Source organism: Nostoc sp., assembly GCF_036918015.1.
Taxonomy (GTDB): Bacteria; Cyanobacteriota; Cyanobacteriia; order Cyanobacteriales; family Nostocaceae; genus Nostoc.
This window is the reverse complement of record NZ_JBALEO010000024.1, coordinates 46667-63254: the sequence shown is the minus strand read 5'-3', so window position 1 is coordinate 63254 and position 16588 is coordinate 46667. Positions and strand designations below refer to the sequence as shown.

The following is a 16588-nucleotide window of genomic DNA, read 5'->3' as shown; positions in this document are numbered from 1 at the left end:
AACACTTAGAATAGCTAACGGCGCACTGTACCGGACAGATGGCAGATCAACGAATACATAATAATGATTAAGATTAAGATAGGTTAAGTCACACCAAATATAACTCCTAACTCAGCACGGGTTACGCTAACAAAATTAAAAGTATGGAACTATACTTAATTCGTCATGGCATCGCCGAAGACAAGGGATTAGGCATCAAAGATGAGGAGCGCAGCCTTACCAAAGAAGGAAGGCAAAAAACTGAGAAAGTTGCTCAGAAACTTGTTAAATTAGGTTTAAACTTTGATTTAATTCTCACCAGTCCCTTAGTGCGGGCGCGCCAAACGGCTGAAATCCTGATAGCAGAAAAACTAAGCTCCCAGTTAGAGGAATCTAGCCACCTCGCGCCCGATGGTCAAATTTCTAGTTGGCTCAAAGACTGGTTAGAACCAAGAAATTATTCCCAAAATACCCAACTGGCGCTAGTTGGACACGAACCTAATTTGAGCAATTGGGCAGAAATTCTCCTGTGGGGAGAAGCCAAAGCAAGCTTAGTCTTGAAAAAAGCAGGTATGATTGGGATAAAACTACCAGAAACAGGTTCTCCTCTGGGTCGGAGTCAGATGTTTTGGTTGACACCACCCAAGTACCTGCTATAACAGTTTTTCAACATTTTTGATTGTTGTTAGAACGGCTACTGTTATGGCGACAATAAATTTCTGGTAAGTTAGCTTGATCAGATATTTCACAAAGCGAATGGTGGTGCCATGATGGTGTGCGAATACAAGCCTGGTTTAGAAGGCATTCCCGCCGCCCAATCAAGTATCAGCTATGTTGATGGGCAAAAGGGAATACTAGAATATCGTGGCATTAGGATTGAAGAACTAGCAGAAAAAAGTACATTCTTAGAAACTGCTTATCTCTTAATCTGGGGTAAACTGCCAAACAAGGAAGAACTGGAAACATTTGAGCATGAAGTTCGTTACCACCGGCGGATAAAATACCGCATTCGGGACATGATGAAATGCTTTCCAGAAAGCGGCCACCCAATGGATGCCCTACAAGCTTCTGCTGCTGCTTTAGGTTTGTTTTATTCGCTCCGCGATTTGCACAATCCTGTCTACATTCGAGATTCGGTGGTGCGCCTGATAGCAACCATTCCCACGATGGTGGCGGCGTTCCAACTGATGCGAAAAGGCAATGATCCTGTGCGTCCCCGTGATGACTTAGACTACTCCGCCAACTTTCTATACATGCTCGATGAGCGAGAACCCGATCCTCTGATGGCGCGGATTTTTGATATCTGCTTGATACTTCAAGTCGAACATACAATGAATGCTTCCACTTTCAGTGCCAGGGTGACAGCTTCCACCTTAACCGATCCTTACGCTGTGGTTGCTAGTGCTGTGGGAACTTTGGGTGGGCCTCTGCATGGGGGAGCCAATGAAGAAGTAATTCAGATGTTGGAAAAAATTGGCTCTGTAGAAAATGTCCGTCCCTACATAGAGCATTGTCTGGAAACTAAATCTAAGATTATGGGCTTTGGACATCGTGTGTATAAAGTGAAAGACCCACGAGCCATAATTTTACAAGGACTAGCAGAGCAATTGTTTGAGAAGTTTGGCCATGACAAATTCTATGACATTGCTCAAGAAATGGAACGAGTGGTAGAAGAAAAACTCGGTAGCAAAGGGATTTATCCCAATATTGACTTTTATTCCGGTTTGGTGTATAGAAAGATGGGAATTCCCACCGACTTGTTTACGCCAATATTTGCGATCGCACGTGTTGCCGGTTGGCTAGCCCACTGGAAAGAACAACTAGCAGAAAACCGGATTTTCCGTCCTACCCAGGTTTACAACGGCCTGCACGAAGTTACTTATACCCCCATTGACAAACGGTAAATGGGCATGGGGCATTGGGCATTGGGCATTGGGCATTGGGTACAAGAGGCAGAGGTGCGGAGGGGCAGAGGGGCAGAGGGGAAAGACTTACTGCAACTTCTCCTCTGCTCCCCTGCCCCCCTGCTCCCCTGCTCCCCCGTCCCCTCAATAGCCAATCTCAATGCCAACCATAAGTAGAAGTTCTCATCTCGCTTCAGGGTGGTCAAACCATCCAACGATATACTAGGCATGGGAATTGGCAACAAATCTTCAATCGGACGTCATCACAGCAAAAATTATAAATGGGTGAATTTACAGGTATTAATTTAACTAATAGTTGTAATTCACCATGACTCGATGTCTTAAAGAGCGGAAACATGAATTCAGGAATTGACCTCCAAGGAACTTTTATTGAATCCCTCCGGGATTTAGGTATACCAGCAGGAACAGCCAAAGCGATTTGGATGCCCCTGCCAATGATACTGATGCTGATTGGAGCAACAGTGGGGGTATTAGTTGCTACTTGGCTAGAACGGAAAATTTCCGCCTCCGCACAGCAGCGAATTGGGCCAGAATACCAGGGGCCTTTTGGGTTGCTGGTGCCTGTAGCGGATGGTCTGAAGTTGGTATTTAAAGAAGATATAGTACCAGCCAAATCTGACCCCTGGCTGTTTACTCTTGGCCCAATTATTGTTGTAATTCCGGTGTTTCTGTCGTTCCTGATTGTGCCCTTTGGACAGAATATCGTAATTAGTAATGTGGGCATGGGCGTATTCTTGTGGATTGCCTTGTCAAGCATTCAACCCATTGGTTTGTTAATGGCTGGCTACGCATCTAATAATAAATACTCCCTCTTAGGGGGGTTGCGGGCAGCAGCGCAATCTATTAGTTATGAAATTCCTTTGTCGCTGGCGGTATTAGCGATCGCTATGATGTCTAATAGCCTCGACACGGTTGATATTGTCAATCAGCAGTCTGGCTACGGCATTCTAGGCTGGAACATTTGGCGACAACCAATTGGTTTTCTGATTTTTTGGATAGCCGCCCTCGCTGAATGCGAACGATTACCCTTTGACTTACCCGAAGCGGAAGAAGAAATCGTCGCCGGCTATCAGACTGAATACTCAGGGATGAAATTTGGTCTATTCTACCTGGGTTCATACGTTAACTTGATCCTTTCTTCCTTACTAGTAGCAATTCTCTACCTGGGCGGTTGGGACTTTCCTATTCCCCTCAACCTCATCGCTGGTTGGCTGGGAGTCAGCGAATTAAATCCCGTGTTCCAGATAGTAACTGCGGCTTTGGGTATCACGATGACCGTGTTCAAAGCCTATTTACTAGTGTTTGTTGCCATCCTGTTGCGCTGGACAGTGCCACGGGTACGGATTGACCAACTGTTAGATTTAGGATGGAAGTTTTTGTTACCGGTTGGTTTGGTTAATCTGCTATTAACCGCCGCCCTGAAACTAGCCTTTCCCTTCGCCTTCGGCGGGTAATGAGAGAGTTAGGAGTTATGAGTTATGAGTTATGAGTTATGAGTTATGAGTTATGAGTTTTTAATTAACTCCTCATTCCTCACTCCTAGCACCTTACTCCTAACTCCTCACTCCTCACTCCTAACTTTTATCACCTGAAGAGAGAGACACAAAATGCTAAAGTTCCTAAAACAAGTTGGTGATTACGCCAAAGAAACGGTACAAGCTGCGCGTTACATTGGTCAGGGACTTTCTGTCACCTTTGACCACATGCGGCGGCGTCCAATTACTGTACAGTACCCTTACGAGAAACTAATTCCTGGCGAACGGTTTCGCGGTAGGATTCACTTTGAATTTGATAAGTGCATCGCTTGCGAAGTTTGCGTTCGCGTTTGTCCAATTAACCTACCTGTAGTAGATTGGGAATACGACAAAGCCAGCAAAAAGAAAAAACTCAACCACTACAGCATTGACTTTGGAGTTTGTATCTTTTGCGGTAATTGTGTGGAATTTTGCCCCACTAACTGTCTATCTATGACAGAAGAATATGAGCTTGCCACTTACGATCGCCATGAATTGAACTATGACAGCGTAGCGCTAGGTCGTCTGCCGTATAAAGTAACAGACGATCCAATGGTTACACCACTACGCGAGCTAGTTTACCTACCCAAAGGTGTCCTTGAACCACATGGACTGCCCGCAGATGCGCCACGTGCAGGTGCGCGTCCAGAAGACTTGGTAGAACAAACAGAAAAATAAATGTCATTTGTCATTTGTCCATTGTCATTTGTCCTTTGTCCAATTGTTACTTGAGCAATGACTAATGACCAATGACTAATGACCAATGACCAATGACCAAAGACCAATGACCAGTGACAATTGACTAAGGACAAAAAACAGTGAATCTAGCAGAAGGAGTACAGTTAGTATCACTTGGCATACTGGGCGTGATGATGATTGGGGCAGCCATTGGTGTGGTGCTGTTCTCCAACATCGTCTATTCTGCCTTTTTGCTGGGGGGTGTGTTCATCAGCATAGCGGGAATCTACCTGTTGCTAAATGCTGATTTTGTTGCGGCTGCACAAATACTAATTTACGTTGGGGCGGTTAACGTGCTGATTTTGTTTGCCATTATGTTGGTGAACAAGCGGCAAAATTTTGTAGCATTTCCTAACTCTTGGGTGCGTAAAGTACTTACAGGTGTAGTCAGTGTAGGATTGTTTGGTCTTTTAAGTACGATGGTGCTGGCTACTCCTTGGGCGTACTCAACTCCTGCTGTAGCCGGTGGTGAAAGTTCTATTGTGTTGATTGGAGAACATTTCTTCACTGACTTTTTACTACCTTTTGAATTAGCTTCCATTTTGCTGCTGATAGCGATGGTAGGAGCAATTATTTTGGCACGTCGTGAGTATTTGCCAGATCAACTGACACGATCCAATGTGGGGCAAACTGTTTTGACTTTACAAGAACGCCCCAGAGAACTAGTATCAACAACCAGCGAAACAAAAGAGTAATATTTGCGACCGGAATCGTAGATAAATAGGCAGCTTTTTCAGGAGGGATACTCAGATTCATGCAACTCCAGTACTTTTTATTACTAGCAGCAGCTTTATTCTGCATCGGCATCTACGGTTTAATTACTAGCCGCAACGCTGTGCGGGTGCTGATGTCAATTGAATTACTGCTCAATGCTGTTAATCTGAATTTAATGGCATTTTCCAACTTCCTCGACTCAACATTAATTAAGGGTCAGGTTTTCACAGTATTTGTGATTACCGTGGCCGCAGCCGAGGCGGCGGTGGGTTTAGCGATCGTGCTGGCCATTTATCGCAACCGCGATACCGTCGATATGGAGCAGTTTAATCTCCTGAAGTGGTAATTGTGCGTGCAACTCAAGCAGGTAATCATTGCTTATAAAGCGCGGGATGCCCGGAGTAAACAATGGGCAGAAATCTGTGCGAAACAACTAGAAAGTCGCGATTGCCAAGTGTTGATGGGGCCTAGCGGGCCGAAAGACAACCCCTATCCAGTCTTTTTGGCTTCGGCGGGTCAACCAATCGATCTCGCTTTGGTTCTCGGTGGCGATGGTACTGTTTTAACTGGTGCCAGACATTTAGCCCCAGCTGGTATCCCAATTCTGGGAGTGAATGTGGGAGGTCATCTGGGGTTTTTAACTGAGTCAGTGGAAGAGTTTCAGGATACAGAGAAAGTTTGGGATCGACTGTTTGAGGATCGCTATGCTATCCAACGACGGATGATGTTGCAAGCTGCGGTGTATGAGGGTCATGGATCTAATTTGGAACCAGTAAGCGAACGTTATCTGGCTTTGAATGAATTCTGTGTCAAACCCGCCTCCGCCGACCGAATGATCACCTCAATTCTGGAAATGGAAATCGATGGTGAGGTAGTCGATCAATACGTCGGGGATGGGTTGATTATTTCCACTCCTACAGGTTCCACAGGTTACACCGTTTCTGCGAATGGGCCAATTATGCATGATGGTATGGAGGCGCTTACCATCACTCCTATTTGTGCAATGAGCCTTTCTAGTCGTCCCCTCGTTTTACCCCCTGGTTCTGTGGTGAGTATTTGGCCTTTGGGGGATTACGATTTGAGTACCAAGCTGTGGACAGATGGGGTTTTGGGAACTTCAATTTGGCCCGGACACCGTGTTGATGTGCGGATGGCAGAGTGTCGGGCTAAATTTATTATTTTGCGCGAGAACAATTCCTACTATCAGACGCTACGGGAGAAGTTGCTGTGGGCAGGTACAAGGGTTCACTACAGCAATAATCACCGTAATTAATTAAGTATTTTAGAGTGCATTTACCGCAGATTGCGTAGGCTACGCCTACGCAATCAAAATTACCCAAGCCCCTGGATTCATCTGGGGGCTTTCTATAGGATTACTATTTGATTTTTGAACAACACGTAGGGTGTGTTATCGCGAAGCGTAACGCACCATTTTCAAGGCTTTGGTGCGTTAGACTAAAGTCATAACGCACCCTACAAATACTTAATTTTTTTCAGAAATCAAACCGGATTCCTATAGTTAGGGAGAGAAACCTATACATCCCACTTTCCGCACCCCCAAGTGTCACAAACGGAAATTACTGAGAGAAAAAAGGCAAGCAAGAATAAAAACAGACATATTTAGACAAAAAAGGGATTTGAGCAGCCATGAATCACCACAAATGGCATCAAAATCTATTATCAATAAGGAGTAGTAAGAACTGATGGCAGATAGATTCGGATGAGATAAATAAATGAAGACGTTCAACGCTGAAATCATAAATTAGAATAATGAATTAAAGTAACAAAACTAGATTTTTGGCATAGTAAATTAGAGCTATAGGAATCCTATTTGATTTTTGAAAAAGAGTACGAGATAATACGGCTGAGTGAACAAGTGTAAAAGCAGACTATGATAAACCAGCATCTACAAAGTGCAACACTAAAGACAGAAGTAGCAACTGCGATCGCTGAGTTAACTGATAGCTACTATCCTTTTGCATCAAATGTTCTACTATTTTTGTTATCCGAGCTAGAAGTTCTTCTTTCTCCCTCGAAAGTTCCTGCATAATTCCCTCCATTAATCAAATAATTACCCTAATTATAAACAATCTCCCTCACCCTTCTCTACGTTAAAAAAAAGGCGGGCCTTTCAGCCCACCCCATACTATTTTGAGAATATTCTGTTGCTATTAACCCAACAATTGTTTAGCCTTAGCTAATACATTATCAACGCTAAAGCCAAACTTCTCTAAACAAACATTGCCTGGAGCCGAAGCACCAAAGCGATCGATACTAACGCAATCGCCTTCGGTTCCCACGTATTTGTGCCAACCGAAACTGCTACCAGCTTCTACAGACAAACGCTTGGTGACAGCTTTCGGCAGAATGGACTCTTTATAAGCCGCATCCTGTGCTTCAAACAGTTCCCATGAAGGTAGCGAGACGACACGAACTTTCTTGCCTTCGGCTGTAAGTTTTTCGGCTGCGCCGACGGCGAGGCTCAATTCTGAACCAGTACCAATCAAGATGAGATCGGGTGTACCTTCGCTATCCACCACGGTGTATCCACCCTTGGCTACGCCCTCAACCGATGTACCTGCCAAGTTGGGAACGTTTTGACGGGTGAACGCCAATAGAGACGGAGCATTTTCCTTTGCTTTCTCGATCGCTATTTTATAAGCGCCAGAGGTTTCGTTACCGTCTGCGGGACGAAACACTAATAAATTAGGAATGGCACGCAAGGAAGCGAGAGTTTCAATGGGTTGGTGTGTCGGGCCATCTTCACCTTGTCCAATGGAATCGTGAGTCATCACCCAAATCGAGCCAGCTTGGGAAAGGGCGGATAAGCGGATGGCAGCACGCATATAGTCTGTGAAGATTAAGAAGGTAGCACCGTAGGGAATTAATCCCGAACTGTGCAGCGCTATACCATTACAGATTGCGCCCATACCATGTTCCCGCACACCAAAGTGGATGTTGGGGTTTTGGTATTCTCCTTTTTTGAAGTCGCCCTTGCCTTTGATTTCGGTCAAGTTGGAGTGGGTTAAGTCAGCCGAACCACCAATCAATTCAGGTAAAACTGCCGCTAGTTTGTTGAGGCAGGTTTCTGAGTGTTTGCGGGTAGGTAGTCCTTTGTCTTCTGGGGTGTAAGTGGGTAGTACCTTGTCCCAGCCATCGGGTAGTTTGCTGCTAATGTAGCGTTCAAACTCAGCCGCTTCTTGAGGATACTTAGCTTTGTAGTCAGCAAATGTTTTGTTCCAGTCGCTTTCGTAGCCTGCACCGCGCTCAACTGCTTTACGTGTGTGGTTGAGGGCATTTTCTGGAACTACGAAAGGCTCGTATTCCCAACCCAAATTCTTCCGAGTCAAAGCTATTTCGTCTCCACCAAGGGCAGCACCGTGAACGCCAGCGGTGTTGGCTTTATTGGGGGAACCATAACCGATGATGGTTGTCACCTTAATCATTGATGGTTTATCGGTGACAGATTTAGCTTCTTCAATTGCTTTGGCGATCGCTTCTAAATCGGTATTGCCATCTTTGACGTGCAAAACGTGCCAACCGTAAGCTTCAAAGCGCTTGGAAACATCTTCGGTGAATGCCACATCTGTGGAACCGTCGATAGAAATGTGGTTGTCGTCGTACAGAGCAATGAGTTTGCCTAATCCCAAGTGTCCTGCGAAAGAAGCAGCTTCACCAGAAATACCTTCCATGTTGCAACCGTCACCTAAAATTACGTAGGTGTAATGGTCAACAATCTTGGTATCGGGTTTGTTAAATTTAGCGGCAAGGTGCGCTTCGGCGATCGCTAAACCGACTCCATTGGCAATTCCTTGACCCAAGGGGCCAGTGGTGACTTCCACGCCTGGGGTCATGAAGTTTTCGGGGTGTCCAGGGGTTTTCGATTCCCATTGACGGAATTGCTTGATATCTTCAATGGTGACGCTATCGTAGCCTGTCAAATAAAGCAGGGCGTACTGCAACATCGAGCCATGACCGGCAGATAAGACAAAGCGATCGCGATTAAACCATTTGGGATTCTTGGGATTAAACTTCAAAAAGCGATCCCAAAGGACAAAAGCCATCGGAGCCGCGCCCATTGGTAGTCCTGGGTGTCCCGATTTAGCCTTTTCTACGGCATCAACAGCCAAGAAGCGGATCGAGTTAATAGCCAGTTCTTCGACAGACAATTCTTTGGCGGATTGGGTTGCAACAGTCATAATCTCTTGTTTTTAACGACGGGTTAGCACTCTTCGTAGCTTCTTTTGCTGGGGTTATTTTAGATTCCCCACAGTATCCTCATCATCCCACTCCCACTTGTCGATGGACAAGCGGGATCTCCTGAGTTTCTGGTGATAAATCAAGCAGATAATTGGGTCATGCTGAACGCTTAAGTTATATCGGAATGATATTTCTGATACTTTGGGCATCCCTTCTCTGCGAGACGCTACGCCAACGGCTTCTCCTAACGGAGACGCTGCGCGTTAGCGGAGCTTTCGCTTTAGCGATACGCTCAGGGCAAGTGGGCATTGGGCAAACGAGCAGGTCGGATTAAACTACTGAATTCTGAATTCTGAATTCTGCCTCCTGCCTCCTGCCTCCTGCCTCCTAACTTCTTTTAAACGTATTTCTTAAACGCCAGTGTGACATTATGACCGCCAAACCCAAAGGAATTGGATATTGCCACCTCGACTTTTTGAGCGCGGCTAGAGTGAGGCACGTAATCTAAGTCACACTCTGGATCGGGATTTTCCAGGTTGATTGTCGGTGGAATTTGGTCATTAGCGATCGCTAACACTGTTGCGACTGCTTCAATACCTCCAGAACCGCCCAATAAATGACCTGTCATCGATTTGGTGGAGCTAATTGCCACCTTATAGGCGTGTTCTCCCAAGGCTTTTTTGATTGCTGAGGTTTCAGTTGAATCATTAGCCGGGGTACTAGTGCCGTGGGCGTTAATATAGCTAATTTCTTCGGGAGTTATGCCAGCATCTTTAAGAGCCAGTTCGATCGCTCTAGCGGCTCCGAGTCCACCGGGTACGGGGGAGGTTATGTGGTAGGCATCACAGGTCATGCCATAACCAATCATTTCGGCATAAATGTGAGCACCACGACTTAGGGCGTGTTGCAGTTCTTCGAGAATTAAAATTCCTGAACCTTCACCCAAGACAAATCCGTTGCGATCGCGGTCAAAGGGACGGCAAGCATGAGCCGGGTCATCATTGTTAAAAGAGAGTGCTTTGCAAGCAGCGAACCCAGCTATCGATAATGGTGTGACAGCTGCCTCCGTTCCACCGCAAATCATCGCCTGGGCATATCCCCCTTGAATTAAGCGAAAAGCATCTCCAATGGCGTTAGAACCAGCGGCACAGGCAGTTACAGGACAAGAGTTTGGCCCTTTAGCACCCGTATGAATTGCCGTTAATCCTGCGGCCATATTGGCGATCATCATCGGAATCATGAATGGACTACAGCGATCGGGGCCACGGTTGAGGTAGATAGTTTGCTGGTCTTCTAATACCTTAATGCCACCAACCCCAGAACCGATCATCACACCTACCTGTTCTGCATTCAGGTCATTGATCGCTAACTCCGAGTTAGCTAGAGCCTGTTTTGCTGCCGCAACCCCAAATTGGGAAAATCGATCCATGCGCTTGGCCTCTTTGCGCTCCAAGTAATCATGCGGATCGAAGTTTTTTACCTCACCAGCAATCCGGCAATCATGGCGAGACGCATCAAATAATGTGATGAAGTCAATGCCATTGCGTCCACTCAATAATCCATTCCAATATTCTGTTGCTGTGTTACCTATAGGTGTAATCGCGCCAACACCAGTTACAACAACGCGTTTACGTGTATGATCTGTCATGATTCAGTTAAAAATGGCGAAAAAGCAGCAGGCAAAAAATTTGAGGTTAGCGACTAGGTACTGGTGAGCCAGCGCGGTCTTAAAGGTTTCCTTTACGAGCGACTGGCATCGGATTTGCTGACTTCAAGTGACTGTCGTTAACGTCAGCATTAGTGACATTAGCAGCGTCAAGCGAAGAGTGGCTAGATATTAGAGAAAAATCTCCCCAATCCCAATCCCCAATTCCAATCCCCAGTTAAGCTGAGGCGGTAACTTTGTTATTGATGTAATCTACTGCGTCTTGAACGGATGTAATCTGCTCCGCAGCTTCGTCGGGAATTTCGATATCAAATTCTTCTTCCAAAGCCATCACCAACTCAACGGTATCGAGAGAATCTGCTCCCAGGTCTTCCATAAACTTGGCTTGTGGTGTGACTTTATCTGGGGGATCAACACTCAGTTGTTCGATAACGATTTTCTTGACCTTTTCAAAAAGTTCCGCTTGGCTCATAAATAAAAGTCCTTAACCACTTGCTACGATCTGCTCTTTAGAGGAGACATTGTTTTGAGCATATACATCTTATCGTCAAGCGCGATCGCCCGCATACTTCCAAGGGTTTTTCTGTTAGAAAACCTCTCCCATTCCTAAAATAAATGAGGTAAGTTTTCTGGGAACACTTGAGCAGTAGAGCGTGCTACGCCATCGCCAATACCGTGTAAATGCTTTGGTTTTCCAATTATTGCTAAAATTTTTTACAATGTCTCGATCAGTATTTACAGCCTTGCTAGCAATTAAGAATATGTAGATGCCGCGACCCTTTAACCTAGACGCTTAAAGGGTAGCTAAACGTCAAACATCAGAACTTTAGTGCTAACAAGGGAATGATAAAACAGTTATTGTTTAGAGCGATCGCTCTAACCCAAACATACTTCTATGCTACCTCAGACACTGAAATACGCTTACTTCCCCGGTTGTGTTGCTCAAGGGGCCTGTCGAGAACTTTACCAATCAACTCAAGCGCTTACCCAAGCATTGGGTATTGAACTAGTTGAACTTAAAAAAGCTGCGTGCTGCGGTTCCGGCACATTTAAAGAAGATTCGCAACTGCTAGAAGATACAGTCAACGCTAGAAATATTGCCCTAGCAGAAGAATTAAATCTACCCTTACTCACCCATTGCAGCACTTGTCAAGGTGTTATCGGTCACGTAAACGAACACCTGAAGGAATGCCAAACAACTAACCCTGTTTACATTGAACAGGTTAATGGCTTGCTACATAAAGAAGGCTGTTCGCCTTATCGCGGCAGTACTGACGTTAAACATCTTCTTTACGCCTTAGTGACAGATTACGGTTTAGAGGAAATTACCAAACGTGTCACCCGAAAGTTAACTGGATTAAAATGTGCGGCTTTTTATGGCTGTTATCTCCTCCGCGCCCAAAAATCTATGCCTGATGACGACCCTTTCCAACCGGAAGCGATGGAAAATATGTTTCGGGCAGTGGGTGCAACACCAATTTATTACCGAGGTAGGACACAATGTTGTGGTTGGCCGCTTTCTAGTTATGCCACTACCCAATCTTTTAAGATGGCGGGGATGCATATTCAGGACGCTTTAGCATCTGGGGCTGACTGTATAGTTACGCCTTGTCCTCTGTGCCACTTAAATTTAGATTCGCGTCAGCCAGAGGTAGAAAAGGTGATTGAACAAAAGCTAGGTTTACCAGTGTTGCATTTACCCCAGTTGATTGCTTTGGCACTTGGCGTTAGTCCAAAAGAACTGGGTTTAGACCGTCACATTGTTTCCACAAAGCCAGTGTTGGAAAAATTAGGATTTTAGTTTTAGGACTAGCCCTTTTAATCTGACTGGTAAAATCTCTTTTTTCTCTCTGCGCCCTCCGCGTCTCTGCGGTTCAAAAGTCTTTTATTTAACCACAGAGGCGCAGAGAACACAGAGTTAAGAGGTTAAAGAGAGTTTATTGAGCAAAATTTTACCCACCTTGAAAGGCTAGTTGTAATACCAATTTGAAAAAAGAATGCGACAAATAGACCATTTGTAGAGACGCGATTCATCGCGTCTTTACCCAAGAATGTGTTGCAATCATTAATTGAATTGGTATAAGTTTATGGAGTACAAGGGGCTTAGAGGTTGTTTGAAAAGTGTTTGGGTGTGATTTTAATTACCCCCTTTAATCCCCCCGATGTATTGGGCTACGGTGTACACACAAGTATGACCAGCATAGGTTTCAACTCTTTTAGTAGTTTCGTAGTAGTTTCGTAGGGTGCGTTATGGACGCAAGTCCTAACGCACCGAAATCATTGACGGTGCGTTACGCTGGCGCGATAACACACCCTACCAAACTTTCTGCATATACATTTGAGTTTTTTCTGGCTACTTTTTGTCTAAGTCGCAATAAGTAGAATAAGCTTGAGTTTTATATATTAAACACAATCATGAAAAAGGTTTTATATGGAGAGAAAATTAGTAATTAGACAGTTTTACAAAGAAAAAATCAGAACTGATTTTGAATATAATATTTGCGAGACTTTTCAAGAAAAATTTGAAATAGGATGTGTTATTTTTACTCCTGAAGATACATTTAAGGATGAAGCTATTAACATTCAAGAATTTGCTATTAAAGCTTTAAAAGAAGAAGTACCAGCAGGTATTTTGAATGCTTTTAAACGACATATTTGGTACGCAAAACGCGCTGCAAGTGAAATACGTGTTTTTAAAATCTCTATCAATAAAGTTATAAGTTTCGCTATTTGTATCCACGGTTATGTAGATGATGGGTGGGATAATAGCGGTGACTTTATTGAAATTTACGATGAGCAAGGTGAACTAATGGGATCGAAGATATTAGGTGAAGAAGATTGGGAAAAATGGAGATGGATAGATCGCCCAATTCTATCTAATGATTTTCACTCATTTGCACCTCCTTGGTTAGAGGAAGGAATATTGTAGAAGATATTAGATACGGTCATCTTCTTCGGAGCGCCCGCATTCAGTAGCGTAATTGCTGTAGCTGAGGATGTCAGTTTGAGTGTGCTCATTCCTGGAATTAGATTTACTATCTAAGGCTTTTAATAGAGACTTTCAAAAATTGCCGAAGGATTCAGAGCAAAGCAAGAATAGCTGCGCTAAGGCGTTAGTCGTACAGAATAACCTTTTTGTATTCTGTACGACTAACGCCTTTATTCTATTTTGATAAAAAAATTTCCAAAATTAACCAACTTAATATAAGATTGGTAATTTTGGATAACTTTAATTAAACTCTAATTTTGAGAATCGCTTTGGTATTAGCTTTGTAAAGTCAACGCTTCTTTTTCAATGTTTTCATCCATCCAAGAAAACATATCGCCAATTGATTTAACCATATCTTCAACTCCTTCACGGAAGAGTTCAACATCTTCCTCAGACTTGGTATAAATTTGGGCTACTTGAATCAATTCGTCTGTATGTTCTGGATCTAAGTGGCAGTGGAGATGGAAATATTCGATGGTATGGTCATCAATACCTTTAAATATCTTACGAAGTCCTTCGATATATTTGATGAAAATTCCAGGTAATACTTGCTCAATTGCTGCAAATCTTCCTAAAGAGCGTACTATAGGTTCATCATCACAAAATTCAAATTTCTTAAAGCGTAATGCCGGAATTAAAAACGCTCCATCATCAGCATTGATATCAATCTGAGGGCAATCAATACCTTTCATAAAACGCATAAATAATGCTACATGAGCAAGGTCTGAGTTGAGTTCTCCATGCTCTGTAAATGCATTTTCTAGCATAATCGTTCTAGCATGGTAACTATCCATTTTAGACGCAACTTTCAGAAAAGCCATATTGAATCTGTTTGAGCCAGGTAGCATTTTCATTGCAAACTGGCGGATTGCATCTTGTGAAAATTCTCCTTTGGCAAAGCGTTGAACAAAGGGATGTAGAGACAAATCCTGTGCTGTTGTGAGTTCTAACAAAACTTGCTGTAATTGATTGGATATCTTAGTATCCAAAGAAAGAATTGTAGTCATTATTCTAGGGGAGAAGTGGATTTTTATTGATGCTTAATTGTCTAATTGGGCGTGAATGTCTGGACAATTATTCACGCAGTTTGCATAGCGAAAAGTGCATACTCTTTGTAACTATGTTTCAGAGTATGTTTGCAAATGCTTATTAACGAAGTGAACTCACTTCAGTTACTTGGTTGACTGATTTGATGCGAATAATGGAAAATTACTCAGGCAGTTTGCATAGTAAAATTTGCATACCCTTTGTAACCATACTTCACAAGTTATTTGCAAATCCTTATTTCGGTTAGGATAAGCTTGTAAATTGACATTATCTTCAACAATTGAGGCTAAACTTTAACTAGAATGCGTTCCAAAAATTTTTTTGGTTAACTGAACTGTATGCATAGTTATTATGAATAATTTGTTACCCTCTTTTGCAAAATAATTCAGTACAAGTTCGTAATTTATCCTAATAAAAATTCTAGTGCTTTATTTTTTTATACGCAAATAAAAAAGAATCATTAACTAAATCTTTACTTTTTTCTACAACTTTCTAAAGTTGGTATAAAATTATCAAGCAACTTTTGTTTGTCATCTGTCAATAGGAATAAAAACTAAAATCTTCTTGAATAAGAATACAGAATGGGACGTGCAAGATTCACGCCCCACAAGAGTTATTTTGAATTTGGTTATAGCGGTTTTCGGTGAGGTACAAGAACCCCATCCCCCTCTCCGCTCTTCGAGAGGGGGCTAAGATGTACCTCATGTGATTAGGAAACGCTATATGTAATTTAGATAACTTTCAGCTTAATCATTGCTATTTTTGAATTGACGTTGCAATTGTTTTAGCGATTGATACATATCTGGCAGGCGGCCATAGACAGCACATACCTTGAGATATAGTTTGTAAGGAAGGGCTGGAGTTCCGCAGACAACTTCTCCTGGTGCAACATCGCTGTGAATTCCAGTTTGAGCAGATGTCATTGACCCATCTCCCATCTTCACTTGATTGACTATTCCTGTTTGTCCAGCTAAGATAACGCGATTTCCCAGTTTAACACCTCCGGCCATGCCAACCTGACCTGCGATCGCACAGCCAGAACCAATTTGGCAACCGTGACCTATTTGCACTAAGTTATCAATCACTGTATTGCGACCTACCCGTGTTTCTCCGACTGCTGGGCGGTCAATGCCAGTGTTACAGCCAACTTCTACACCATCTTCTAAGACTGTATAGCCTGATTGTTCCATTTTGAACCAACCAGTACGGGTAGGAACAAAACCAAAGCCTTCTGCACCAATGACAGCACCACTGTGAATGACGCAATCTGCACCAATACGGGTGCGTTCGTGGATGGTACAGTTGGCGTGTAAGGTGGTGCGATCGCCTATTTTGGCATCTGGATAAATCACTACATTGGGATGAATGATTGCACCATTACCAATTTCTACCCCTTGTTGAATCACAGCATGGGGGCCAATATAAACATCACTACCAACTTTTGCGGTGGAGTGAATCACAGCGGTAGGATGAATTTCTGGGGTAGGGCGATATGGTTGATAAAAAAGTGCGATCGCTTTGGCAAACAATAATCGCGGATCTGGGGTTGCTAGCCAGACAATACCCCTCTCTTGTGCAAGCGCCTGTAATTTTTCGTCCTGGGGCAAAATTAAAGCACTAGCATTGGTATTGCCGACAAAAGATTTAAATTTTGCACTTTCTATGTAACCGATCGTACCGTTGGTAGCTTCATCAATGGCTGCTACCCCTGTAATTTCTGGGTCTTGGTCTGGGTTACTATTCAGGCTATGATTGGTAGCCACGTCACCAAATTGACGGAGGATTTCGCTGAATTTCATTGTTGGGTGTGTTCAAA

15 protein-coding genes are annotated in these 16588 nt (G+C 43.6%); 9 read left to right on the top strand and 6 right to left on the bottom strand.

Translation table 11 applies throughout. The features are described from left to right. The first annotated feature begins 143 nt into the window (after positions 1-143). From sixA to V7K61_RS06225, 7 genes are all read left to right on the top strand, one after another. Positions 144-638: a phosphohistidine phosphatase SixA gene (gene sixA, locus V7K61_RS06255; RefSeq protein WP_335051907.1), complete on the top strand. Its 495-nt coding sequence runs from the start codon at positions 144-146 to the stop codon at positions 636-638. A gap of 108 nt (positions 639-746) precedes the next feature. Beyond that, entirely contained in the window at positions 747-1883 is a 1137-nt protein-coding gene (locus V7K61_RS06250) for a citrate synthase (RefSeq protein WP_335051905.1), read from the top strand. Positions 1884-2239: 356 nt separating this feature from the next. After that, positions 2240-3358: an NADH-quinone oxidoreductase subunit NuoH gene (gene nuoH / locus V7K61_RS06245; RefSeq protein WP_099102629.1), complete on the top strand. Its 1119-nt coding sequence runs from the start codon at positions 2240-2242 to the stop codon at positions 3356-3358. 153 nt (positions 3359-3511) lie between these two features. After that, a complete protein-coding gene (gene ndhI / locus V7K61_RS06240) occupies positions 3512-4096 on the top strand; it encodes an NAD(P)H-quinone oxidoreductase subunit I (RefSeq protein WP_099102630.1) in 585 nt (194 codons plus the stop codon). A 140-nt stretch (positions 4097-4236) separates the two neighbouring features. Continuing rightward, the gene (locus V7K61_RS06235; protein WP_335051902.1) at positions 4237-4851 is read left to right on the top strand and encodes an NADH-quinone oxidoreductase subunit J; all 615 of its coding nucleotides are present in this window, start codon (positions 4237-4239) and stop codon (positions 4849-4851) included. Positions 4852-4910: 59 nt separating this feature from the next. Beyond that, positions 4911-5216, top strand: coding sequence for an NADH-quinone oxidoreductase subunit NuoK (gene nuoK / locus V7K61_RS06230; protein WP_006199065.1), 306 nt, complete (start codon positions 4911-4913; stop codon positions 5214-5216). Between the two features lie 6 nt (positions 5217-5222). After that, positions 5223-6143 (top strand): NAD(+) kinase, encoded by a 921-nt coding sequence (locus V7K61_RS06225; protein ID WP_099102632.1) that lies wholly within the window; start codon positions 5223-5225, stop codon positions 6141-6143. Between the two features lie 616 nt (positions 6144-6759). Here V7K61_RS06225 and V7K61_RS06220 read toward each other — a convergent pair. The 4 genes from V7K61_RS06220 to acpP form a co-directional block, all read right to left on the bottom strand. After that, positions 6760-6918: a hypothetical protein gene (locus tag V7K61_RS06220; protein ID WP_335051900.1), complete on the bottom strand. Its 159-nt coding sequence runs from the start codon at positions 6916-6918 to the stop codon at positions 6760-6762. Between the two features lie 123 nt (positions 6919-7041). After that, positions 7042-9069: a transketolase gene (tkt, locus tag V7K61_RS06215; protein ID WP_335051898.1), complete on the bottom strand. Its 2028-nt coding sequence runs from the start codon at positions 9067-9069 to the stop codon at positions 7042-7044. 398 nt (positions 9070-9467) lie between these two features. Continuing rightward, positions 9468-10718 carry a beta-ketoacyl-ACP synthase II gene (fabF, locus tag V7K61_RS06210; RefSeq protein ID WP_335051895.1) on the bottom strand — a complete coding sequence of 417 codons (1251 nt, stop codon included), beginning with the start codon at positions 10716-10718 and terminating at the stop codon, positions 9468-9470. Between the two features lie 235 nt (positions 10719-10953). After that, positions 10954-11208, bottom strand: coding sequence for an acyl carrier protein (acpP, locus tag V7K61_RS06205; protein ID WP_094349173.1), 255 nt, complete (start codon positions 11206-11208; stop codon positions 10954-10956). Positions 11209-11631: 423 nt separating this feature from the next. On the opposite strand from acpP, the gene V7K61_RS06200 reads away from it, so the two are divergent. Both V7K61_RS06200 and V7K61_RS06195 read left to right on the top strand, forming a co-directional pair. Next, positions 11632-12537: a CoB--CoM heterodisulfide reductase iron-sulfur subunit B family protein gene (locus tag V7K61_RS06200; RefSeq protein ID WP_335051893.1), complete on the top strand. Its 906-nt coding sequence runs from the start codon at positions 11632-11634 to the stop codon at positions 12535-12537. Between the two features lie 630 nt (positions 12538-13167). After that, positions 13168-13665 (top strand): hypothetical protein, encoded by a 498-nt coding sequence (locus tag V7K61_RS06195; RefSeq protein WP_335051891.1) that lies wholly within the window; start codon positions 13168-13170, stop codon positions 13663-13665. A 335-nt stretch (positions 13666-14000) separates the two neighbouring features. Here V7K61_RS06195 and V7K61_RS06190 read toward each other — a convergent pair whose 3' ends face one another. Further along, complete coding sequence (locus tag V7K61_RS06190) at positions 14001-14732, bottom strand: iron-containing redox enzyme family protein (RefSeq protein WP_335051889.1); 732 nt, start codon at positions 14730-14732, stop codon at positions 14001-14003. A gap of 786 nt (positions 14733-15518) precedes the next feature. Further along, a complete protein-coding gene (gene lpxD / locus V7K61_RS06185) occupies positions 15519-16571 on the bottom strand; it encodes a UDP-3-O-(3-hydroxymyristoyl)glucosamine N-acyltransferase (RefSeq protein ID WP_335051887.1) in 1053 nt (350 codons plus the stop codon). Positions 16572-16588 lie beyond the last annotated feature (17 nt).